The 22,515-nt window shown below is 67.6% G+C and carries 22 protein-coding genes; 13 read left to right on the top strand and 9 right to left on the bottom strand.

The features are described from left to right. The first annotated feature begins 29 nt into the window (after positions 1–29). The 3 genes from ACIQC9_RS14195 (at position 30) to ACIQC9_RS14185 (ending at position 2,691) form a co-directional block, all read left to right on the top strand. A complete protein-coding gene (locus ACIQC9_RS14195; RefSeq protein ID WP_400617120.1) occupies positions 30–1,073 on the top strand; it encodes a hypothetical protein in 1,044 nt (347 codons plus the stop codon). A 14-nt stretch (positions 1,074–1,087) separates the two neighbouring features. After that, on the top strand, positions 1,088–2,095 hold the full coding sequence (locus tag ACIQC9_RS14190; RefSeq protein WP_400617118.1) for a hypothetical protein: 1,008 nt from the start codon (positions 1,088–1,090) through the stop codon (positions 2,093–2,095). Between the two features lie 77 nt (positions 2,096–2,172). After that, positions 2,173–2,691 (top strand): hypothetical protein, encoded by a 519-nt coding sequence (locus ACIQC9_RS14185; RefSeq protein ID WP_400617116.1) that lies wholly within the window; start codon positions 2,173–2,175, stop codon positions 2,689–2,691. A 4-nt stretch (positions 2,692–2,695) separates the two neighbouring features. On the opposite strand, the gene ACIQC9_RS14180 is transcribed toward ACIQC9_RS14185, so the two are convergent. Next, positions 2,696–3,352 (bottom strand): DsbA family oxidoreductase, encoded by a 657-nt coding sequence (locus ACIQC9_RS14180; RefSeq protein ID WP_400617114.1) that lies wholly within the window; start codon positions 3,350–3,352, stop codon positions 2,696–2,698. Between the two features lie 154 nt (positions 3,353–3,506). On the opposite strand from ACIQC9_RS14180, the gene ACIQC9_RS14175 reads away from it, so the two are divergent. After that, entirely contained in the window at positions 3,507–3,698 is a 192-nt protein-coding gene (locus ACIQC9_RS14175) for a hypothetical protein (protein WP_400617112.1), read from the top strand. Between the two features lie 7 nt (positions 3,699–3,705). On the opposite strand, the gene ACIQC9_RS14170 is transcribed toward ACIQC9_RS14175, so the two are convergent. Continuing rightward, on the bottom strand, positions 3,706–5,589 hold the full coding sequence (locus ACIQC9_RS14170) for a ribonucleoside-diphosphate reductase subunit alpha (RefSeq protein ID WP_400617111.1): 1,884 nt from the start codon (positions 5,587–5,589) through the stop codon (positions 3,706–3,708). A 267-nt stretch (positions 5,590–5,856) separates the two neighbouring features. Here ACIQC9_RS14170 and ACIQC9_RS14165 point away from each other — a divergent pair, with 267 nt between their 5' ends. Continuing rightward, a complete protein-coding gene (locus ACIQC9_RS14165; RefSeq protein ID WP_400617109.1) occupies positions 5,857–6,603 on the top strand; it encodes a phosphatase PAP2 family protein in 747 nt (248 codons plus the stop codon). 4 nt (positions 6,604–6,607) lie between these two features. On the opposite strand, the gene ACIQC9_RS14160 is transcribed toward ACIQC9_RS14165, so the two are convergent. Next, entirely contained in the window at positions 6,608–7,048 is a 441-nt protein-coding gene (locus ACIQC9_RS14160; RefSeq protein ID WP_400617107.1) for a hypothetical protein, read from the bottom strand. 97 nt (positions 7,049–7,145) lie between these two features. Beyond that, positions 7,146–7,877, bottom strand: coding sequence for a glycosyltransferase family 2 protein (locus ACIQC9_RS14155; RefSeq protein WP_400617105.1), 732 nt, complete (start codon positions 7,875–7,877; stop codon positions 7,146–7,148). 206 nt (positions 7,878–8,083) lie between these two features. Between ACIQC9_RS14155 and ACIQC9_RS14150 the strand changes: the two genes are divergently transcribed. The 5 genes from ACIQC9_RS14150 (at position 8,084) to ACIQC9_RS14130 (ending at position 13,386) form a co-directional block, all read left to right on the top strand. Beyond that, on the top strand, positions 8,084–9,394 hold the full coding sequence (locus ACIQC9_RS14150) for a glycoside hydrolase family 28 protein (RefSeq protein WP_400617103.1): 1,311 nt from the start codon (positions 8,084–8,086) through the stop codon (positions 9,392–9,394). A 43-nt stretch (positions 9,395–9,437) separates the two neighbouring features. Further along, positions 9,438–11,114: an ArnT family glycosyltransferase gene (locus tag ACIQC9_RS14145; RefSeq protein WP_400617102.1), complete on the top strand. Its 1,677-nt coding sequence runs from the start codon at positions 9,438–9,440 to the stop codon at positions 11,112–11,114. Next, positions 11,111–12,028 (top strand): hydroxymethylglutaryl-CoA lyase, encoded by a 918-nt coding sequence (locus ACIQC9_RS14140; protein ID WP_400617099.1) that lies wholly within the window; start codon positions 11,111–11,113, stop codon positions 12,026–12,028. Before ACIQC9_RS14145 ends, ACIQC9_RS14140 begins: the two co-directional genes overlap by 4 nt. Positions 12,029–12,115: 87 nt before the next feature. After that, a complete protein-coding gene (locus ACIQC9_RS14135; protein WP_400617096.1) occupies positions 12,116–12,847 on the top strand; it encodes a 2OG-Fe(II) oxygenase in 732 nt (243 codons plus the stop codon). A 56-nt stretch (positions 12,848–12,903) separates the two neighbouring features. After that, on the top strand, positions 12,904–13,386 hold the full coding sequence (locus ACIQC9_RS14130) for a hypothetical protein (protein ID WP_400617094.1): 483 nt from the start codon (positions 12,904–12,906) through the stop codon (positions 13,384–13,386). Here the strand turns inward: ACIQC9_RS14130 and putA are convergent, their stop codons facing one another. Together putA and ACIQC9_RS14120 are read right to left on the bottom strand one after the other, a co-directional pair. Next, positions 13,387–16,515: a bifunctional proline dehydrogenase/L-glutamate gamma-semialdehyde dehydrogenase PutA gene (gene putA, locus ACIQC9_RS14125; protein WP_400617092.1), complete on the bottom strand. Its 3,129-nt coding sequence runs from the start codon at positions 16,513–16,515 to the stop codon at positions 13,387–13,389. It abuts the gene before it with no gap. Positions 16,516–16,557: 42 nt separating this feature from the next. Continuing rightward, positions 16,558–17,520 (bottom strand): hypothetical protein, encoded by a 963-nt coding sequence (locus tag ACIQC9_RS14120; RefSeq protein WP_400617090.1) that lies wholly within the window; start codon positions 17,518–17,520, stop codon positions 16,558–16,560. A 165-nt stretch (positions 17,521–17,685) separates the two neighbouring features. Here ACIQC9_RS14120 and ACIQC9_RS14115 point away from each other — a divergent pair, with 165 nt between their 5' ends. Genes ACIQC9_RS14115 through arfB form a run of 3 tightly spaced genes read left to right on the top strand, consistent with a single transcriptional unit; the run spans position 17,686 to position 19,640 of the window. Next, positions 17,686–18,771 carry a glycosyltransferase family 4 protein gene (locus tag ACIQC9_RS14115; RefSeq protein ID WP_400617087.1) on the top strand — a complete coding sequence of 362 codons (1,086 nt, stop codon included), beginning with the start codon at positions 17,686–17,688 and terminating at the stop codon, positions 18,769–18,771. Between the two features lie 9 nt (positions 18,772–18,780). Continuing rightward, a complete protein-coding gene (locus ACIQC9_RS14110) occupies positions 18,781–19,242 on the top strand; it encodes a YaiI/YqxD family protein (RefSeq protein WP_400617084.1) in 462 nt (153 codons plus the stop codon). Further along, the gene (gene arfB / locus ACIQC9_RS14105) at positions 19,239–19,640 is read left to right on the top strand and encodes an alternative ribosome rescue aminoacyl-tRNA hydrolase ArfB (protein ID WP_400617082.1); all 402 of its coding nucleotides are present in this window, start codon (positions 19,239–19,241) and stop codon (positions 19,638–19,640) included. Before ACIQC9_RS14110 ends, arfB begins: the two co-directional genes overlap by 4 nt. On the opposite strand, the gene ACIQC9_RS14100 is transcribed toward arfB, so the two are convergent. The 3 genes from ACIQC9_RS14100 to ACIQC9_RS14090 are packed head-to-tail and all read right to left on the bottom strand — an operon-like array spanning position 19,637 to position 22,483. Further along, on the bottom strand, positions 19,637–20,098 hold the full coding sequence (locus ACIQC9_RS14100) for a hypothetical protein (protein ID WP_400617080.1): 462 nt from the start codon (positions 20,096–20,098) through the stop codon (positions 19,637–19,639). The genes arfB and ACIQC9_RS14100 overlap by 4 nt on opposite strands. Positions 20,099–20,132: 34 nt before the next feature. Beyond that, positions 20,133–21,728: a 2-polyprenylphenol 6-hydroxylase gene (gene ubiB, locus ACIQC9_RS14095; RefSeq protein ID WP_400617077.1), complete on the bottom strand. Its 1,596-nt coding sequence runs from the start codon at positions 21,726–21,728 to the stop codon at positions 20,133–20,135. Continuing rightward, a complete protein-coding gene (locus tag ACIQC9_RS14090; protein ID WP_400617075.1) occupies positions 21,716–22,483 on the bottom strand; it encodes a class I SAM-dependent methyltransferase in 768 nt (255 codons plus the stop codon). Before ACIQC9_RS14090 ends, ubiB begins: the two co-directional genes overlap by 13 nt. Between the last annotated feature and the right edge of the window lie 32 nt (positions 22,484–22,515).

The following is a 22,515-nucleotide window of genomic DNA, read 5'->3' as shown; positions in this document are numbered from 1 at the left end:
CGTCCCGCCCCGCCCGCCAGATGCCGGCCATGCGCCAGCTCGCCCTCCCCGCCCTCGCCGCACTGACCCTCTGCCTGATGGCCGGCGGCGCGCAGGCGCAGGGGTATGATCCGTATGGGCCCAAGCCGGCGTCCAACGGTCCCTCGCCCCGCGACACCCGGGCCGTCACCCCCTTCATCGGCATGTTCGACGGTACGCCCCGCTATGAGCTGCACCCTACGCCCATGGGCGCCCGCAGCGACGCCGGCGCTTCGGGTCTGCTGGCCTTCAACCATCAGGACTACCTGCCGCTCGACTTCGGCCGGGGCGCCCCGGAGCTGCGCACCGAGCATGGGAGTTATCCTGTCCCCTTCCACTATCTGGTGAAGTACTGGGAGACCTACCCCGAGGCGAAGGAACGGCAGGGCCATGTCCCCCGGCTGGGGATCGTGTCCGACACCATCCGGCAGGACGACCGAAACCTGCCGCCCCCGGCGGTGAAGGCGGTCCTCGACCGGCAGGCGCGCACGGTGCTGGACACCATCACGGCCTTCCCGTTCATCCAGCGGTCGGAAGCCCACTATCTGATTCCGACGGTCTCTTACCATCAACAGGCGGATCCGTCGGGTACGCGGATATGGGGGTTCACGCTGCGGCTCTCCTTCCCCACGATGGCCAGCGGCACCGGCAGACAGCGGCCCGATGGCCGGTGGGCGGACGTCACCCTGCTTGAAGGGACGGCAATGTCGGTCTGCACCAACTGCTATGAGCGACTGGAACGGCCCTCCGGTCGCTATCGCGGCATGCAGTTCACCGGCCTTGACCGGATACTGGTCGAAACGATCGACCGCCCCCTCTGGGTCAGCCGCTACCGCGGTGGTCAGGGCGAGCAGATCAACAATCCGGAGCTGTTCGACGCCGGCCGTCCGACGGGAGAAATACAGCTCTTCATCGTCACCTTCCCCTTTGCAGTGGGTCAGGGCGCACTGGCGCCTGATCGCGGGCAGGCGCGAGCCATCGCCGCCGCCTGGCTCCCCGACTGGAAAGCCATCGTAGACCGTCTCAACGGCCCCGCCGCGCCGCGCGCCGACTGAAGGATCCTCGCCCGATGCGCACCCTTTTACTCGCCGCCGCCCTGACCCTCGCCGCCTCCGCCACGCAGGCCCAGACGCTGCGAGAACATCCGGTGACCACCCCCGTGCCGCCGAATGCGGTCGATCCCGGCGCGGGCATGGCGCCCGCTCCCGGGACCGTGCGGCTGCGGGACAATATGCCGGGCCACCGCCGTTTCCGCGCGCCGCTGTTCCCGAACGCCGGCTGGGACAGCCCGATGCGCGCCGACGGGGAGAAGGATTACGACCGCTATCTGGTCGAGTACTGGCGGGCGCCCTACCTGCCTGCCGACCATGTCGACCCCAACGCCGCAGGCATGGAGCAGCGCGGCCATGTCGCGCCCGAGCCCTGGCCCGGCAAGGTCGAGCGCAGCCGCGCCACGCCGGAACAGGACGCCCTGTTCGAGCGCCGGATGCAGTTCCTCGCTCGCGAAGTGCTGAATGCGGTTCCTTTCCGGAACCTCCACGGCGCCAGCATCGAGCCCGAGCTCATCATTACCGGCTATGGCCAGCAGCATGGCGCGCAGGGCGACGGCGTGATGCGGGGTGAGATCAGGCTGCAGTTCCGGCACATCATGCCCAGCACCGGCAATAACCAGCGGATGCCTGATGGGACTATCAAGTCCGGCTCATTCGGGCCGACCCTGACGCTGGCCCTGAATCCGACTCATCTGAACTGCTCACGGCCTGTCGATGTCAGTCCCGCAGGCGCCCGATGCCTCGCCTCTGACAGCCGGCTGATTCTCGCGACCGACCGCAGGATGACCGTGCCGGCCGGCACGGCGTCTGAGCCCCGCCTGAACCTCGCTCCGGGAGCATATGGCGACAGACGACCAGCGACGGATATCCGGGTTCTCGAGGTGAGCCACAACCGCCGGAACAACAACGCGACCGACATCGACCGGGGGCGGATGCATCCTCACGACGCGCTCGGCCGGATCATCGGCGCGATTAATCTGCTGGACTGGAACGACCTGCTCAGACGGGCCGCGGAGGTTCAGTGACCACGCCCGTCGCTCAATGTTCCGCCTTCGTCGCAGCCGCCTGTGAGACGGCTGGCTCAACTGACAGAACAGCGTCCATGAAACACGCCCTCCTCGCCCTCGCCCTGTCCTCCATCCTGGCCGGCGCCGCCGTCGCCGCACCGCCCCAGGCTGGCGGCGTCATCGACCGCAACGGCGTCCGCCTGCTGAACACCGACCGCAGCGTCGCTTTCGGCGCGACCCAGGCGGATGTCGTCGCCCACGCCACCCGCGTCTTCGGCGGCGCGCCGATCTTGACCCGCGAGACCGACTGCCGAAACGGCGCCTTTGATGTCGCCGACTGGGGCAAGGGGCTGAAGCTGATCTTCCAGGACGGCAAGTTCGTCGGCTGGAGCGCCGACCGCACCCTGGCCGCCGGTTACACCAATCGCGCCGGCACCGTCTTCGGCCGCCCGGTCAGCGCCATCGCCGCCGAGAACGCCGGCTTCATGCTCAGCGACGCGGCGCCCCGCGGCCGCGCCTTCGTGCTGGACGGGGTCAACGGGCTGGTGCTGGCGCCCGGCCAAAGCGCGACCATCGACGTCCTGTGGGCCGGCGCCAGCTGCCGCAAGCGATAGGAGGTCAGGCCTCGGCCGCGATCTTTCGCAAGGCGTCCTCGAACACCGCCGCCGGCTGGCCGCCCGAGATCAGGTATTTGCCTTCGACCACCACGGCGGGGACCGAGTTGATCCCCCGCTCCCGCCACAGGGCCTGCTCGGCGCGCACGGCCTCGACATAGCGGCCAGAGGCCAGCACCTCGCCCGCCTCGGCCCGGTCCAGCCCCGCCGCCTCGGCCGCGGCGGTCAGTTCGCCGGCGTCGGTCAGGTTGCGGCCCTCGGTGAAGTGGATCCGGAACAGGGCCTTCTTCAGCGCGGCCTGTTTCTCCGGAGACGCCTCCCCGGCCCAGTGCAGCAGGCGGTGGGCGTCGAAGGTGTTCCAGATGCGGCTGGTCTCATCCATCCGCATGTCGAAGCCGACCTCGCCGGCGCGGGCGCGGATCATCTCGCGGTTCTGCGCCGACTGTTCGGGGGTGGAGCCGTACTTCCTGCCGATATGCTCGACGATGTTCTCGCCCTCGGGCGCCATCTGCGGGTTCAGCTCGAACGGCTTGAAGGCGATCTCGGCGGTGATGCCCTCGCCTTCCAGCTTGTCCAGCGCGGTCTCCAGCCCGCCAAGGCCGACGACGCACCAGGGGCAGACCACGTCCGAGACGAAGTCGATGTGCAGGGTCTTGGTCATGGCAGGCTCCTTCAGCCCCTAGATGGGGCCTCTTCCGCGCCGGAAAAGGCCGCGCCGATGACACCGCAATCAACGCAGCTTCGTGATTCGATAACGCCGTTCATCTCTGTTAAGTCGAGCCGAGGACGCGTCGGGCGTCCTGACGGGGCCAGTCATGTCCAGGTTCAGCCTGCGCCTGCACTATAGGGCCGGCCGTGCGCCGACCGATGAGCCGCTGGACGCGATCGACGAGGTCGAGGCGCGCGAGCTGGCCCGCATGCGCCTGCTGCTCACCCGCGACTATGATCGCATCGAGCTCCGCCGCGACGGCGCCGCTCTGGACGACTACCGCCGCGACAGCGTCTGACCGCCGCTTACTGGCAGGCCAGGCACTCGTCGTAGTCGGTGCGGGCGGCCGAGAACAGATCGGGCTGATTGGGATCGACCTCCACCTCGGCCTTGTCTTCCGCTCCGGCGAACGAGGCGCGCTGCACCGACTTGGACCGCAGGTAGTAGAGCGACTTCACGCCGGTCTCCCACGCGCGCCAGTGCAGCATGTGCAGGTCCCATTTGTCGACGTCGCCCGGAATGAACAGGTTGATCGACTGCGCCTGACAGATTTCGGGAGCGCGGTCCGCCGACAGTTCGACGACCCACCGCTGGTCCAGTTCGAAGGCGGTCTTGTAGATCCCCTTCTCATCGTCATTCAGTTCGTCGAGGTGCTGCACCGAGCCTTCATTCTCAAGGATCGAGTTCCACACCGCCTCGGTGTCGATGCCCTTCTCGCCAAGCAGCTTCTGCAGATAGGGGTTCTTGACCGCGAACGAGCCCGACAGGGTCTTGTGCGTATAGATGTTGGCCGGGATCGGCTCGATGCCGGCCGAGGTGCCGCCGCAGATGATCGAGATCGAGGCGGTCGGGGCGATGGCCATCTTGTGCGAGAAACGCTCCATCACACCACGCTCGGCGGCGTCAAGGCACGGGCCCTTCTCTTCTGCCAGCAGGCGGCTGGCCTTGTCGGCCTCGCGGCGCAGATGCTTGAACAGGCGCATGTTCCACGACTTGGCCATCGCGCTTTCGAAGGCCACGCCTTGCGACTGCAGGAAGGAGTGGAAGCCCATCAGGCCCAGACCCACCGAGCGCTCGCGCTTGGCCGAATAGACGGCCTGCGCCATCGCCGGCGGGGCGCGGCGGATGAAGTCTTCCAGAACGTTGTCAAGGAAGCGCATCACGTCCTCGACGAACTGGGGCTCCTCGCGCCATTCTAGGAAGGTCTCGGCGTTGACCGACGACAGGCAGCAGACTGCGGTCCTGTCGACGCCGAGGTGGTCGCGGCCGGTGTGCAGCATGATCTCGGCGCACAGGTTGGACTGCTTGACCTTCAGGCCAAGGTCCTTCTGGTGCTGCGGCATCTGCCGGTTCACCGTGTCCGAGAAGATCAGATAGGGCTCGCCCGTTTGCAGGCGGATCTCGAGAATCTTCTGCCACAGGGTGCGGGCGTCGACGGTCTTCAGGACCTCGTTGTTCTTGGGCGAACGCAGGCCGAACGGCTTGCCGTCGCGAACGGCGTGCATGAACTCATCGGTGATCGAGATGCCGTGGTGCAGGTTCAAGGACTTGCGGTTGAAGTCGCCCGACGGCTTGCGGATTTCGAGGAACTCCTCGATCTCCGGGTGGTGGATGTCGAGGTAGACCGCCGCCGAGCCGCGGCGCAGCGAGCCCTGCGAGATCGCCAGCGTCAGGGAGTCCATCACGCGGATGAAGGGGATGATGCCCGAGGTCTGGCCTGCACCCTTCACCTTCTCGCCGATCGAGCGGACGCCGCCCCAATAGGTGCCGATACCGCCGCCGTTCGAGGCCAGCGAGACGTTCTCGTTCCAGACGTTCTGGATGCCGTCCAGCGAGTCGCCGACCGCGTTCAGGAAACAGCTGATCGGCAGGCCGCGATCCGCGCCGCCGTTCGACAGCACCGGCGTCGCCGGCATGAACCACAGCTTCGACATGTAGTCGTAGACGCGCTGGGCGTGGTCGGCGTTGTCCGAGAAGGCCGTCGCCACCCGGGCGAACATGTCCTGATAGCTTTCGCCGGCCAGCAGATAACGATCCTCGAGCGTCTTCTTGCCGAAGTCGGTCAGCAGCGCATCGCGCGAACGGTCGATCTGGATCGAGGGCACGACCGACAGATGGGGTCGCTGCGGCGTTTCCGCGCCCGCAACCGACTGGAATTCCGTCGTCATCAACGCTTCGCCGCCAGCCATAGATCGTCGCCCCAAGTAAAAATCGTTGCCAAGCCACCCGCACCAGAACCACATCATCTTGTGGCGCTCGTGCTTCCCGAACCAACATATGGGGCGCAGATGGCTAACGACCCGTCAACGGGCTTGACGATCACTTTCTGGGCGAATCGTCGTTTTGCCGGGGGATGAGCCTGTGGACAGGCCGCGACGACGGCATGACAGCCTCGGCGGTTCGAAATCACGAACGCGTGAGGGGAACGGTCTCACAAGCGTGACCGTTCGGGTGCGATGACTACCGATCAAACCATCACATTTTTCCGCCGCGCCCTTCGGATTGCGCGAACCGAAATCGCCGCCGTCAGCGCGCTGTTCGTCGTGGCGTTAGGCGTCATGACCTTCATCGAGGTGGCGGACGACATGACAGAGGCGGACGGTCAGGCCTTCGACCAGGCGGTGCTGGCGTGGGTCCAGCCGGTCGCGGGCGAGCCGCGCGGGCCGTGGTGGCTGCATGAAGCGGCTGCGGATCTGACCTCGCTGGGCGGCATATCCGTTCTGACGTTGTTCGCCGTCATCGCCTTCGCCTTCCTGCTGATCCAGCGAAAGAGGCTCTCCGCCCTGCTGTTGGTGGTCGGACTGGCTGGAGGCGTCGCGTTGAGCGAAGGGCTCAAGGCCTTGTTTGAGCGGGAACGCCCACCCGTAGAGTATCAGGCCGTGGAGACGCTGAACGCCAGCTTCCCGTCCGGCCACGCCCTGTTGTCGACGGTCTTCTATCTGACGCTGGGCGTGATGCTCACGCGGGCCTTCCCGCAGCGGCGACTCAAGGCTTTTGTTCTGGGAGCGGCCATGCTCGTCGCCCTGCTGATCGGATTGACCCGCATCTATCTGGGCGCCCATTGGGCGTCTGACGTCTTCGCCGGATGGAGCGTAGGCGCGGCCTGGGCGATGGTCTTATGGTTGGTCGCCTATGGAACGCAGCGCCTGCAGCAGTCACGACACGCGCCACTGCAGGATGAAGCGTCGCCGTCGGAAGACTGAAGACTCAGTGCGACCCGTGGCCGAAGTCCAGATCCTTGCGTGATGCGATAATGGTCACGATGAACCCGGCCAGCACGTCCAGCATCACCATCGTCACGATCAGGAAGAAGGTCGACGTGGCGAAGCCGGGGATCAGCAGGAACTCCACCAGACAGACCACGAACAGGATCATCGACAGGGCGTGATTGATGATCGCGACCTTCTGGCTCGAGGTCGACTTCAACAGTTCGAAGAAGAGCAGGATCAGCGAGAGGAACAGGATCAGGTCGCCCGCGCCCACCGTCCAGCTGGCGCCGGACGCCATCGGGATGGAGAACATGGCCTCCCTAAGCGTCGCATCGGCGGCCAGAGCGCCTGCGCCGGCTCCGTTGCCGACTACGCCGGTCAGCACCACGATATTGTAGAGCACCACCGGAATCACGAGCAGCGGCAGGGCGATCAGCATGTCGGGCCTCCATCGCGCCGCCCGCAGCGACGCCCCCATCCGCTGATTACTCCGGTTCGCCCCGCTTCGCCACGGGACTTCGCCTGGAGCGCGAGCCTCAGACCTCCGACACCACGCCCGGTCGCCGCGAGCGGGACTTCAGCCACATAACGCCCATCAGGTCAGAGACCGACGCCATAAGACGCCCCCAGTTCGTATATTTGGACTGACCCGTTTCACGATGCCGGTGATCGACGTCGAGATAGCGGTTCTCATAGCCCTCGCGGATCATCAGGGCCGGCAGATAGCGATGGATATGATCGAAGTAGGGCAGGCGCAGAAAGACCTCGCGCCGAAAGGCCTTCAATCCACAGCCTGTGTCGTCTGCGTCGTCGCCCAACAAGCGCTTGCGAATGCGGTTGGCCCAGCGGGAAGCCCAGCGTTTGGCCTCTGAGTCCTGCCGCTTCGCCCGGACGCCGCCGACCAGCGCCACCGACTCCGGCGAGGCCGCCAGCAGATCAACGAGCCGCGGCGCATCGGCCGGCGGGTTCTGGCCGTCGCCGTCCAGGGTCACCACGATCGGAGCCCGGGCTGCGAGCACACCGGTGCGCACTGCGCGGCTCTGGCCCGCATTGGCGCCGTGGCTGAGCACCCGGAGGGCCGGAAGTTCGGTCTTCAGCGCCTGAAGCTCCGCCAGCGTCGTGTCCCGCGAGGCGTCATTGACGAAGATCATCTCGTAGGATCGCCCGGCGAAGGCCTGCGCGATCTCGCGCGCCAGCGGCCCTGCGGCGCCGGCCTCGTTGTGGACGGGCACCACCACGGAAACGTCGGGGACTGGGGAGTCTGCCATGTCGCCTGTCTAGCTGAGGACCGCGCCTTGCGCGAGACGCCGAAGCCCCGGGGCTTGTTCCGGCCCCGACCTGTGCCATTCTGCCGAAAACAGGAGAGGGAATAGCCATGTCGTCCAACAGGAGAGGTTTCATCGCCACCGCCGGGCTCGGCGCTATTTGGGCGGTTTTGACACCGGTTACCGCTGCGCATGCCCAGGTGCCGCCGGTGCTTCCCGCCCCCCGCACCACCACCGACACGGGCGTGCGGATCGACCCGCGTGAGTTCGGGGCCAAGGGCGACGGGACGACCAAGGACACAGCGGCTTTCCAGCAGGCGCTGGATCGCTGCGCCGTTCTGGGTGGCGGCGAAGTCGTTGTGTCTCCCGGGACCTATCTGATCGGCGCCATCCGCATCGGCTCGCGCACGACCCTGAGGGTCGAGGAAGGCGCTACGCTTCAAGGCTCGCCGGACAAGGCCGACTATCCCGTGGTTCAGGTGCGCTGGGAAGGCCGCTGGGTGCCCGGCTATGTCGGCCTGATCTGGGCGCAGGAGGCGCGGGACGTCGGGCTGGCCGGCAAAGGCCGCATTCTGGCGTCGAAGGACATCAAGCGACGGATTGAGGAAGGAACCGGCCTGCGCCACCCCTGTCTTCTCGAGTTCGTCGATGTCCATGGCCTGACCGTCACCGACCTGTACACCGAGCAGAACGACATGTGGTCGATCCACCCGGTCTATTGCGAGGACGTGGTTTTCCGGGGCGTGACGGTGAAAGGCGGCGCCGACGGCATCGACGTCGATTCCTGCCGCCGGGTGGCGATCGACAAATGCGATTTCGACACCGTCGACGACTGCATCTCGCTGAAGTCCGGCCGGGGCATGGAGGGCAATGTCATCGCCTTCCCGACCGAGGACGTGACGATCACCGACTGCAGTTTCCGCGACCAGCACTGGGCCTGCATCGGCATCGGCAGCGAGACTTCGGCCGGCATTCGCCGCGTGCTGGTCGAACGCTGCCAGTGCCTGTCGGCCCGCACCTTCGCCATCTACATCAAGAGCCGGCCGGGCCGAGGCGCCTTCATCGAGGACATCACGATGCGCGATCTGGACGTGTCGGGGGCCGGTTACGGCTTCCTGCGTTTGAACTTCCTCGACAGCGGCAAGCAGGACCAGTTCCCGGTGCCCGGAATGGACGGCGTGCCGACGGTCCGCAATCTGGTGTTCGAGCGCATCCGCGTGACCGAGGTCCCGATTCTGGTCGAGGCCGTCCTGATCCATCCGGACAAGCCGCTGGATGGCCTTGTGCTGAAAGACATCACGGGCACGGCGGGGCGTGGCATCACGCTGGCCAACATCCGCAACGCCCGGGTCGAGAATATCGGCGTCAACGTGTTCAGCGGGCCCAGGCTGGCGATCGACAACGTCACCGGCGCCGGGCTGGATGGTGCAGCGCCCCTGATCCCGACAACACGGCCCGCGCCCGTGGTCGCGGCGGATACGCCTTATCGCCTCGGCATGACCACCGGCAGGCCGAACTGATCGGGACTGATGCAGGCGGCGAAAGCCGTGCTACGACAGCGGCATGACGCGCCCAAACCTTGATCGTCATGTCGCCGGCTGGCGCGGCCCGTTGCTGGCCGCGCTGATCGCCCTGTTCGCGGGCCTGCCGGTGCTGGCGCTGCTGCCGCCGCTGGACCGGGACGAGAGCCGCTACGCGCAGGCGACCTCGCAGATGCTGGAGAGCGGCGACTATGTCGACATCCGCTTCCAGGACGAGCCGCGCTGGAAGAAGCCGGTCGGCATCTACTGGATGCAGGCGGTCGCCGTGGGACTGACCTCCAACGTCGAGAACCGGCACATCCAGCCCTACCGCCTGCCGTCTCTCCTCGGGGCCATGCTGGCCGCGGCGGCTGTCGCATGGGCCGGGGCGGCCATGTTCGGGCAAAGGGCGGGCTTCCTCGCAGGCGCCATCATGGGCGGCTGCTTCCTGCTGTCGACCGAGGCCGGGATCGCCAAGACCGACGCCATGCTCTGCGCCATGGTGACAGTGGCCATGTGCGGGCTTGGTCGTATCTATCTGGCGGCGCGCGCCGACGAGGCGCCGAACCGGGCGCACAAGCTGATGTTCTGGGGCGGGCTGGGCCTGTCGATCCTGATCAAAGGACCGATAGGGCTTATCGTCGTCGCGCCGGCCATGATCGCCCTGTCGATCTGGGATCGCGATGTGAAGTGGCTCAGGCGATTGGGCTGGGGCTGGGGGCTGGCGCTGGTCGCCCTGCTGGTCGGACCGTGGGCCATCGCCATCACCATCGCCACCGACGGCGGCTTCTGGCGTGAGGCGATCGCCGGCGATCTGGCGCCCAAGGTGGCGGGCGGGGACGAGGGGCATGGCGTGCCGCCGGGCCTTTACCTGTTGATCGCACCGCTGTTGCTGTTCCCGGCCACCCTGCTTCTGCCTGCGGCGATCTCCACCGGATGGCATCGACGGGCCGAGCCGGCGATCCGGTTTCTGGTCTGCTGGCTGGTTCCGGCCTGGCTGATCTTCGAGCTGACCCCGACCAAGCTGGCGCATTACACCCTGCCCACCTTCGGCGCGATCGCCCTGCTGGCCGCTGCCGCCCTGACCCGGCCGATCGGCAACGTGTCCCGCTACTCGGGTGCGATCCTCAGCGTTATCGCAGCGGCGCTGATCGCGGTGATCACCGTCTATGGCCTTACCGAGTACGGGCGGTCGACGGCCCAGACCTGGGCCACCCTCACCATCGTCTTCGCCATTCTGGCCGGACTGATCGGGGCCTTCCTGTTGCTTCATCGCGCCGCCGTCACCGCCCTGCTCGCGGCCCTCACGTTCGGCATCGTGGCCCATGGCGCGCTGGCCGGCACCCTGCGCCAGCTCCGCCCGCTGGCGATCGCGCCGCAGCTGGAGAAGGTGCTGCTGCGCAACGACCTGCACCCACGCCAGGGCCGTCCGGGGCCGGTGGCCATCACCACCTTCCATGAGCCCAGCTTCGTCTTCCTGACCGGCAAGGACACCGAGCTGACCGACGCCGCCGGCGCGGCCCGGGCGCTGGCCGAGGGCCGTCCGGCCATCGTCGAGGAGCATGACGCCGAGGCCTTCCAGGCGGCGACAGCGGCGCTGGGCGTCACCGGACGTGTCGTCGGCGAGGTTCGCGGTCACAACTATTCGCAGGGCGACGACGTAGACCTGACCGTCTACGCCCCGCCGGGCGTGTCGGCTCCGCGGGCGCCTGCCGAATGAGCCGGCCGATCACCATCGTCGAGGTCGGGCCGCGCGACGGTCTGCAGAACGAGAAGGCGATTCTCGAGCCCGCCGTCCGGGCCGATCTGACCCTCCGTCTGGAAGCGGCCGGCGCGCGCCGGATCGAGGCGGTCAGCTTCGTCCACCCGAAATACGTACCCCAGATGGCCGGCGCCGAAGAGGTCATGGCCGCCCTGCCCGCCGAGCCGGGCCGCAGCCGGATCGGGCTGGTCCTGAACGCGAAGGGCTACGAGCGCGCCATTGCGACGCCTGTGGACGAGATCAATGTCTCTGTCGCCGCCACCGACGGCTTCGGCCTGAAAAATCAGGGGCTGGATCGCGCGGGTCAGCAGGCGATGCTGGAGGAAATCGTCCGCCGCCGTCACAACGCCGCGCCCGGCGAGGCCGCTCCGTCGCTGTCCGTGACCATATCCTGTGTCTGGGGCTGCCCCTTCGACGGCGAGGTCTCCGTGGATCAGGTCGCAGATCTCGTCGGCCGGATCTCCGCGCTCGGGGTGCAGGAGATCGCCTTGGCCGACACGATCGGCGTCGGTGATCCGTGGAGCGTGACCCGTAAGGTCGAGGCCGCCCGCAAGGCCGCGCCTGACGCGACCTTGCGGCTGCACTTCCACGACACCCGCAACACCGGCCTCGCAAACGCCTACGCCGGCGTCGAAGCGGGGATTGATGTACTCGACGCCTCCGTCGGCGGCATCGGCGGCTGCCCCTTCGCGCCGGGCGCGACCGGCAATATCGCCACCGAGGATCTCGTCTACATGCTCGAGCGCGCCGGCTTCTCGACCGGCTACGACCTCGACCGGCTGATCGAAACCGCCCGCTGGATCGGCGAGAAAATCGGCCGCCCGGCGCCGAGCGCGCTCAGCCGTGCAGGGGGCTGGCCCGCTCGCGGTTGAACCCGCGGCTACAGCCAGATTTCCAAAGTTTAACTTGCGGAGACGGGGTCTCCACCGCCTTTGGACGCTCAATCTCCAGAGGTCCTCTTGGCCGGTCTGCTACCCCTCGTTCTGAACCCGGCGCACCGGCCCTCGGCCTATGGTTCGGTGTTCAAGACGCATGGCCGGTTGCACATACCCGGCATCCTGACGCCCGCGTCCGGTCAGGCCCTGTATCAGGCGCTCACTTCCGCCGAAGACTGGACCCGATCGATCCACGTGCGTGAGGGCGAGGACCTCGACATCAGCGTGAAGGAGCTGGAGAGCCTGTCTCCGGAGGAGCGCGCGACGCTCGAACGGTCGCTGGCCGAGTCGAGCAGCGACAGCCTGCAGTACATCTTCGACACCGTTCGCATTTCGGCAGAGATCAGAGCCGGCCGCCCGATGGCGGAGCCGATGAGGGCGATCGACGACTTCATCAACAGCGCCGCATTTCTGGAGTTCGTCGGACAGGTCACGGGCGACGACCGGCTTGCCTTCGCCGACGTCATGGCGACCCGTTACCTGCCCGGTCATTTCCTGACCGCTCATGGCGACGAGAATCCCCGCGAACAGCGGCTCTACGCCTATGTGCTGAACATGACGCCGGTCTGGCGGGCGGACTGGGGCGGCGTCCTGATGTTCCTCGACGAGGATGGCCACGTGGCCGAGGGGTACATTCCGGCGTTCAACGCCCTGAACATCTTTTCGGTGCCCCAGACGCATGCGGTATCGATGGTCACCCGGTTGGCCCAAACGCCGCGGCTCTCCATCACGGGCTGGCTGCACGCCGGAGCCTAGGCCGGCCAATTATGACCGTCTTGCGGCGAGACCTTACCGGACTGTAAGGTCTGCGGATGGGGGCCGTCGAAATCGACCTGAACGACGCTGGAGAACCACGCCGGGTGCGCAGCTTGCTGCCGGCCGTTCCCGTGGCGTCCGCAGAGGAAGGCTCGTGGCTCGACGCGGGAACCTTCGCGACTTCGGAACCGGCGCCGGCCTTGATCGAACAGGTCGACGACGCGTTGCGCACGCAGGGTCTGGAACTCGACGGCGGCCTGACCCTGATCCGGCACCGGCCCGGCGATCGCGGACTGCCCGCGGGAAGCGGCGCGGCCGCCGTACGCTTCGCGATCGACCTCACCGACTCGCCCCGCACCCTCGACGGAGGCGTTCTGATGTTCGTGGACGAGGCCGGCCGGGTGCAGGGCTGGCGCGCCGAGGCCGGCGCCCTGACCGTCTGGGACGGACCGGACCCCGAGCTCACTGAACTGGCGCCGGGGGCGCCGGAGCGCCTGACCCTCGTGGGTCAGGCCAGGCGCCGGGCCCTCAAGCCCTGATCAGAGGTTCAGCAACGCCGGGTCGCCGCCCTGCGCGGAGATGTTGTTGCTGATCGCCTTCTCGGCGGCATAGCGGATCAGGCTGTTCGGCCCGCCCGCCTTGGGGCCGGTGCCCGACAGGCCTTCGCCGCCGAAGGGCTGGACGCCGACGACGGCGCCGGTGATCGAGCGGTTGATGTAGACATTGCCCGCCGGCACCAGACGGATCACCTCTTCGGCGAAGGCCTCGATCCGGCTGTGCACGCCCAGCGTCAGGCCATAACCCCGCGCCGCCAGCTTGCCCGCCACGCCCTTCAGGTCGGCCGGGTCGTAGCGATAGACGTGCAGGATCGGCCCGAAAACCTCGCGCTCCAGGAAGTCGGGCGTTGGGATTTCGGCGATCGTCGGGGCGAAAAGGTCGCCCTTGTCGGAGCCGGCGGGCATTTCGGCGCGGGCGACGATCTTCGCCTCCTTGTTCAGCCGCTCGATGTGGGCTTCCAGATTGGCGCGGCTTTCGGCGTCGATGACCGGACCGATGTCGGTGGCGGGGTCGGTCGGGTCGGCCACGACCTGCGCCGCCAGCGCGCCCTTCAGCCCCTCGATCAGGCTGTCGGCGGAATCCTTCGGCGCATACAGCACCCGCAGTGCCGAACAGCGCTGACCCGCCGAGCCGAAGGCCGACAGGATGACGTCGTCGATGACCTGTTCACGCAGGGCCGTGGTGTCCACGAACATGCCGTTCAGCCCGCCGGTCTCGGCGATGAAGGGAATGATCTGGCCCGGGCGGGCGGCGATCGAGCGGTTGATCGCGGCGGCTGTGTCGGTGCCGCCGGTGAAGGCCACGCCGTCGATCCCCGGATGGCTGACCAGTTTGGCGCCGACCGTCTCGCCGCGCCCGGGCGTCAGGGCCAGCAGGTCGGGCTTCAGTCCAGCCTTGTGATACAGGCGCACGGCCTCGGCGGCGATCAGCGGCGTCTGCTCGGCCGGCTTGGCCAGCACGGCGTTGCCGGCGGCCAGCGCGGCGGCGATCTGGCCGGTGAAGATGGCCAGAGGGAAGTTCCAGGGGCTGATGCAGGCGAAGACGCCGCGACCGTGCAGGACCAGCTGGTTGATCTCGCCGACCGGCCCCTTCAGCTCCTCGCGGCCGCCGAAGTCGCGCTCGGCCAGCATGGCGTAGTAACGACAGAAGTCGGCCGCCTCGCGCACCTCGGCGACGCCGTCGTTCAGCGTCTTGCCGGCCTCGCGCGACAGCAGGGCGACCAGCCGGTCGATGTCGGCTTCCAGCGCGTCGGCCATGGCGCGCAGCACCGGCGCGCGGCCCGCGCCGCCCTTGCGGTCCCAGAGGATCTGGGCGCGGGCGGCGGCCTCGACGGCGGCGTCGATGTCGGCCTCGGTCGCTTCCGAGACATGACCCAGCACCTGCGAGCGGTCGAACGGATTCGTGACCTCGGCGGCGTTGGTCCCGGCCTTCAGCTTGCCGCCGATCAGGGGGCCCGACGTGAACTTCTCGCTGTCCACCTTCTCCAGAGCGGCGACGTGGCGGGCGCGGTCCTCGGCCTGAGAATAGTCGCGGCCCAGCGAGTTCTGGCGGTCCATGTACATGTCCTTGGGGGTCGGAATTTTCGCGTGGCGATCGGGATGGGCCTCGACGGCCGAAATGGGATCGGCGGCGACGGCCGCCGCCGGCACCCGCTCGTCCAGCAGGGCGTGGACGAAGGAGGAGTTTGCGCCGTTCTCCAGCAGACGCCGCACAAGATAAGGCAGCAGGTCCTCGTGCCCGCCCACAGGCGCGTAGGCGCGCACCGTCACAGGTCCGAAGGCGTCCCGGGCGGCGTCATACAGGGCCTCGCCCATTCCATGCAGGCGCTGGAACTCGATCTTCACGCCCCGCTCCGAAGCCATCTTGTAAACGGCGGCCAGCGAGTGGGCGTTGTGGGTCGCGAACTGGCTGTAGATGTGCGGCGCGGCCTCGATCATCGCGCGGGCGCAGGTCAGATAGTTCAGGTCGGTCGCCGCCTTGGTGGTGAAGACCGGATAGTCGGTGCGGCCCATGACTTGGGCGCGCTTGATCTCGGTGTCCCAGTAGGCGCCCTTCACCAGACGCACCATCAGCCGGCGACCCGACGACTTCGCCAGTTCTGCAACGCGGGCGATCACCTCGGGACAGCGCTTCTGGTAGGCCTGAACGGCGAGGCCAAGACCCTTCCACTCACCCAGCTCAGGCTCATGGGCGAGGCGATCCAGCAGCTTCAGAGACAGGGCGAGACGGTCGGCCTCCTCCGCGTCCATGGTGAAGTTGATGTCGGCCGCCGCGGCGATCTTCGCCAGCCGCAGAATGCGGGGATAGAGCTCTTCCCAGACCCGCGCCTCGTGCGTCGCTTCGTAGCGGGGCGACAGGGCGGACAGCTTGACCGAAACGCCGTGCCCGACCTCGGGGCCCTGCCCCTTCGCCGTCTTGCCGACGGCGGTGATGGCGTCGGCGTAAATCTTCTCATAGCGCTCGGCGTCGGCGGCGGTGCGGGCGCCCTCGCCCAGCATGTCGAACGAGCAGAGCCAGCCCTCCTTGTTCGACCGTCTGATTGCCGCCTCGATGGTGCGGCCGACCACGAACTGCTCGCCCATGATGCGTACGGCGGCGGCCACGGCTTCGCGGATGACCGGCTCGCCCAGCCGACCGACGATGCGTTTCAGGAAGCCCGGCAGATCGGTCTTCGCCTCGTCATCGACGTCAACCAGCTTGCCGGTCAGCATCAGGCCCCAGGTCGAGGCGTTGACGAACAGGCTGTCGGACTGGCCCAGGTGCGAGGCCCAGTCGGCCGCGCCGATCTTCTCGGCGATCAGCCGGTCACGGGTGTCCTCGTCCGGCGTGCGCAGCAGCGCTTCGGCCAGACACATGAGGGCCAGACCCTCGCGGGTGCCCAGCGAGAACTCCTGCAGGAAACTCTCGACCACGCCCTGCTTCTTGACGCTGGCCCGGGCGCGCTCGACCAGATTGACTGCGCTGGCCAGCACCGCCGCCCGCTCCGAGGCGTCGAGCGGAATCCTGCCCAGAAGCCCGCGAACCGTGGCGGTTTCGTCCGCGAACTTGCCATGGTCCAGCGCATCCCAGTCCTGCGACAGCCCGACTGGCGGAGAAACGTGTGCATTCATGCCGCGCGTCTTAGACCTTTCGGCGCACGAACGGGAGAGGCCTCACTGCAGAAGCGGCGTGATGTCCTCTCCGAAGCGTTCCTTCGCCGAGGCGATGGCCATGGCGTCAGTCACAGTGTCGGATCGAGAGGTCAGATCCGCGACCCAGGCGCGGACGGCATCGACGCCATGACGCGCCTCCAGACCCACGAACACCTTCCATGCAGCGGCGTAACGCGCAGAGGTGTTGTTTTCGTCGCTGATGACGTCGTCGGGTCCGAACCGGTAAGGGCCGGGAGGATTGAAGCTCGGGTCAGCCAGCTTACGGGCGCGATCTTCCGGCGAGAGCTGGCGCAGGATCGCCTCCGGCCGCACCTGCATCCCGCCCCATTCAGCAAGCCTGAGCGCCGCACCGTCGGACAGTGCCGCCTCGTGTCCGGCGATCTCGGTCGCCGTATGATCAGGCGAAATGAGAGCCGAGACCTTCAGCCCGACCCATGTAGCATGGCCTTCCTGAAACCATCGCGACCGGCGGGTAGTCGCGCGGTTCTGGTAATCGTGCGCCTGCTCGTGCGGCATGGTGCTGACGATCATACCTTCGCCGTCTTCGGTGAGTGTGCCGTCCGCTCTGGTGGAGACGATCCATCGCCCCTGCCCAGCGTCGGCGCGGGGCGAGACGTAGTCAGGGTTGGCCGTAAACACGACGGAATCCCATTGGGCGTCACGCCTCTGATCAGCCAACTCGACTTCAAGCAGGGCGATCTGGGCGCCGAGACAGGCCGCCCGGGCTCGCGCGGCGCGTTCCGTGACCGGCTCGTAAAAGACTTTCAGCCACCCGCCCGACGCCGTGTGCGTCACACGAAGGCTGGGAAGATCGTTGGCCTCGGGGGGTTCGTCGTTGACGATGATGTCCGAGAGGAGAGGCCTCTCGTCGATAGGCGCGTTGCAGGCAGTGATGAGCTCCGGCCTAGACGCGGGGTTCTGAAGCAGGACGAGGGCGGTGGCGGCGAAAAGGACACTGATCATGCACGCAACGCTGGCGACGCCCTGTTTCACGATTGTTGCAGCGTTGACGCCAGCCCCCGGACCGCGATCAAAATTCGACCGGGCCCGCCGCCATCCCCTTCTCGCGTTCGGCGAAGTTAGCGGTTAAACATCCCTCCCGATCAACGGCGGAGCCTTTCGGCCCACATGCGCATCGTTCTGGCCACCGACGCCTGGGAGCCCCAGGTCAACGGAGTCGTCCGCACCCTGAGCCGCATCACGGCCGAGTGCCGGGCGATGGGGCACGAGGTCGAGGTCATCGAACCCAGCCAGTTCAAGACAATCCCCTGTCCGACCTATCCGGAGATCCGGTTGGCGCTCGGCGCTGAGGAGGAAATCCGCGAACGCCTGCGCGCTTTTGAGCCCGAGGCGGTCCACATCGCCACCGAAGGTCCCATCGGTATCGCCACGCGCCGCATCTGCGTGGAGTGGAAGCTGCCGTTCACGACCAGCTACCACACCAAATTCCCTGAATATATCTCGGCCCGTTTCCCGGTTCCCGTGCAGGTCGGCTACGCCTACATGAAGTGGTTCCACAAGCCGTCCGGCCGGCTGATGGTCGCGACGCCGACCCTGCGGGACGAGCTGACGGCGCATGGATTCCGGAATGTATCGCCCTGGACGCGGGGCGTGGACACCGAGCAGTTCAACCCGGACCTCGACCGCATCTATGACGAACTGGGCGGCAAGGACTGGCCGCGGCCCTTCTTCCTCAACGTCGGTCGCGTGGCCGTCGAGAAGAATATCGAGGCGTTTCTGGAAACGAAGCTGCCCGGCACCAAGATCATCGTCGGCGACGGCCCGGCCCGCGAGGAGCTGCAGGCCAAATATCCCGAGGCGAAGTTCCTCGGAGCCCGCTTCGGTGAGGAACTGGCCCGCTGCTTCCGTGACGCCGACGTCTTCGTCTTCCCCAGCTGGACCGACACCTTCGGCCTCGTGATCCTCGAGGCGATGGCCACGGGCACGCCGGTCGCCGCCTACCCCGCCCACGGTCCGATCGACATCATCCCCGGGTCGAACGCCGGCGCGATCGACAAGGACCTGAAAGCCGCCTGTCTCGAGGCGCTGAAGTGTGACCGCAAGACGGTGCGCGCCTATGCCGAGAAGTTCAGCTGGCGCGCCTCTGCTGAGGAATTCGTGCAGAACCTGCAGCCGTATCCGGAGCCCGAACGCGGTCGCTTCTGGCGGCGGCTACGGCGGATCGCGCGGCTGCGGAAGCGCGCGGCGGCCTGACCGGCGGCCATGTCTGACCCCCGCATCTTCATCGACGCCGACGCCTGTCCGGTGAAGGACGAGATCTATCGCGTGGCGGAACGCTGCGGGCTGAAGGTCTTCGTCGTGTCCAACGGCTGGATCAACACGCGGCGTGCGCCGTGGATCGAACAGGTCGTCGTCGACGCCGGCCCGGATGTCGCCGACGACTGGATCGCCGAACGGGCGGCGCCGGGCGACATCGTCGTTACAGCAGACATCCCGCTGGCCGACCGCTGCCTGAAGGCCGGGGCGCAGGCGCTGAAGGCGAACGGCAGCCTGTTTACGGCCGACTCCATCGGCTCGGCGCTGGCCGGACGGATGGTGGGCGAGCACCTGCGGTCGATGGGCGTGGCGACATCGGGACCGCCGCCGTTCGGGCCGCGAGGCCGGTCGAACTTCCTGCAGGCGTTGGACAAGGCGGTCGTGGTCGCCCGGCGGGCGCTGGCATGACCGTCATCCCCGAAGGCGAGCTGGAGTTCCGCTTCTTCCGCGCCGGCGGGCCGGGCGGTCAGAACGTCAACAAGGTCTCCACCAGCGTCCAGCTGCGTTTCGACGCCCTGAACTCGCCGTCGCTGACGGATTCCGTGCGTGAGCGGCTGCTGAAACTGGCCGGCAGCCGCGCGACGCAGGCCGGAGAAGTCCTGATCACGGCCGTCCGCCACCGCACGCAGGAGCGGAACCGCGCCGATGCGATCGAGCGACTTCAGGCGCTGGTCGATGAGGCCTCGATCAAGCCTGTCTACCGTGTGCCCACCCGCCCGACCCGAGCCTCGAAGGAGAGGCGGCTGGATGGCAAGGCCAAGCGGTCGACCATCAAGAGCGGCCGGGGAAAGCCGACGCTGGACTAGTTTCCGGCGTTCGCCGGGCGGAACAGCAGGGCGGCGATCTTGCCGTTCTGTATGCCGATCATCCATTCGGTCGCGGCCGTTGCGAAGGTCACGACATAGAGGTCCGTCTGGTTCTCGGAGCCGACGAAGTCGACGGCCTGAACCGCGCCAAAGCCCTTGATCAGCGTTCCGACCGGTCCGGCCTGCTCGCGGATCTTGGGGGCGAGATCGTCAGTGAAGACGGCGTAATCGATGGCGTCGGTCTGAACCGCGGTGATGAAGTCGCGCAGCATCTGTTCCGAGGCGGCGTTGGCCGGGGTCGTCGATCGCGCGGGAGCCGCCGGCGCGGCTTGAGCGGGTGCGGGCGCCGAGGTCTGGCCGGGACGGTCGAAGGTGTTGGGCACGGTGGCGGCTGCGACCTGGGCCGAGGCCGCGGCGGGAACCAGCGTCAGGGCGGCGGCGATGAGGAAGGCTTTCAAACGATCGTCTCCGGAGAGGCTCGGGCGGCCCCGATCAGACGATGGAGGGCCAAAGCGACAGAACAAGGGCGGCTACGGAGGCCGCGAGCCCCACGACCACGCTGGCGACCAGCCAGGCGGGCGCCCGGCGCTCGATCATCACAACGCGCTCGGTGGCCGGAGGGTTCTGGGCCAGCTTCGCCAGCGCCTTCAGAGTCGACCGGACTTCCGCGACCGCATCGCGGATTTGGGCCTGCGGACCCAGTTCGCGACGGATCCAGCGCTCGACCACCGGCTGGGCGGCGGCCCACAGGTCATGATCCGGGTTCAAACGACGGGCCACGCCCTCGACCGAGACCATGGTCTTCTGCAGCAGGATCAGTTCAGGCCTCAGGTGCATATCGAACAGGTCGGTGATCTCGAACAGCTGGCCCAGCAGCCGGCCCATCGACACCTGCGACGCCTGTTTGCCGATCACCGGTTCACCCACCGCCCGCAGCGCCTGTGCAAAGGCCTCGACCGAATGCTCCGGCGGCACATAGCCGGCTTCGAAGTGGACCCGGCTGATGCGGTCGTAGTCGCGGCTGATGAAGCCCCACAGAATTTCGGCCAGATAGCGACGCTCAGCCGGCCCCAGCCGTCCGACGATGCCGAAATCGATCGCGGTCAGCTCGGCCGGGGCGTGGCAGAACAGGTTCCCCTCATGCAGGTCGGCATGGAACGTCCCGTGATCCAGCGCCTGACTGAGGAAGGCGCGCACGACGTTGTCGGCCAGCGCATTGCGGTCCAGCCCTGGCTGATCGGCGGCGGCGGGGTCGGTCAGGGGCAGACCCGGCGCCCATTCCAGCGTCAGGACGCGCTTGCCGACGCCGTCCCAGATGACGGCCGGCGCGCCCATGTGGCCGCCCAGATCGTCGGCCCGGGCCATGATCTCCTTCAGCTCGGAGGCGGCGGCGGCCTCGAGCCGCATGTCCAGCTCCAGCTGCAGGGCGCGGGCGATGGTCTCGACGAAGGCGGCGGGCTCCAGTCGGCGAGCCAGAGGCACGAACTTGACCGCCAGCCGGGCGGCCAGACGCATGGCGTCCAGCCCCTGCGTCACGCGCCGCTCGACGCCGGGTCGCAGCACCTTGACCGCCACCTTGCGGCCGTCAGCCAGATAAGCCGGATGGGCCTGCGCCAGGGACGCAGCCGCCACCGCCGGGCCGAAGTCGATGAACAGGGCTTCGACCGGACGACCGAGCGACCGCTCGACCTCCTTGCGCGCCTGTTCGACCGGGAAGGCCGGCAGGGCGTCCTTCAGGCGACCGAGATCGCGGGCGAACTCGACGCCGAAGATGTCTGCGCGGGTCGCCAGCACCTGACCCAGCTTGATGGCCACGGGTCCCAGATGCTCGAATGCCTTGCCCAGACGCTGACCCGGCCGGCCCTCTCGCGCCTCACGACCGGTGAACAGGTGCAGCAGATGGGCGATCCAGCGCACCCACATGGGCAGCAGGGGCGTCACCTCGCGGGGGATCAGGGCATCATGGCGGATCAGCACGCCGAGCCAGCCCAGCAGCCGCAGGGTCGAATCCACCGGATGACGCACCGGCAGGGTCGCCGGCGGCGGCGGAGGCGTGGCGGGGTCAATGCGGGTAGTCAGATCGCCCACCCGTGATGGATGGCCGCCACGCCGCCCGACAGGTTGGTCACCGTCACGCGACTGAACCCGGCGCGCTCGATCATGCCCTTGAAGGTCGGCTGGTCGGGGAAGCGGCGAATGGATTCAACGAGGTACTGATAGCTGTCGCGATCCTTCGCCACCCAGCCGCCGATGCGCGGAATGGCGTGGAAGGACCAGGCGTCATAGGCCTTGCGGATCGGCCCCGCGATCGGACGCGAGAACTCCAGACACAGGAAACGACCGCCGGGCTTCAGCACACGCCGCGCCTCGCGCAGAGCCTGATCGACATCCGCCACATTGCGTATGCCAAAGCTTATCGAGTAGGCGTCGACCGACGCGTCGGGCAGCGGCAGATTCATCGCATCGCCGACGGTCCAGCTCATCTCCGGTTCGCCGCCCTTGTCGACCCCGGCCATGATCATCTCGGCGTTGTAGTCCAGCACGATGACCGAGGCGTCGGCCCCGCCCAGCCTTTGCTGGGCCGCCCGCGCCATCTTCGAATAGCGGCGCGACATGTCGCCGGTGCCGCCCGCCACATCCAGAATGGTCTCGCCCGGCCGCGCATTCAGCTTCGCCGCCGCGGCATCCTTCCAGAGGCGGTGCACGCCCGCACTCATCAGGTCGTTCATCAGGTCGTAGTTCGACGCCACGCTGTCGAACACGCCGCGCACCATCCGCACCTTCTCGCGCGCATCGACGTCGCGGAAGCCGAAGGAAGAGGTCTTTTGCGCGGGTTCGCTCATGCAGCGCGGTCTAACGCGTCCTCGGGTCCGCG

The organism is Brevundimonas sp. NPDC092305 (genome assembly GCF_044755415.1).
GTDB lineage: Bacteria > Pseudomonadota > Alphaproteobacteria > Caulobacterales > Caulobacteraceae > Brevundimonas.
This window is presented reverse-complemented; position numbering and strand designations above follow the sequence as displayed.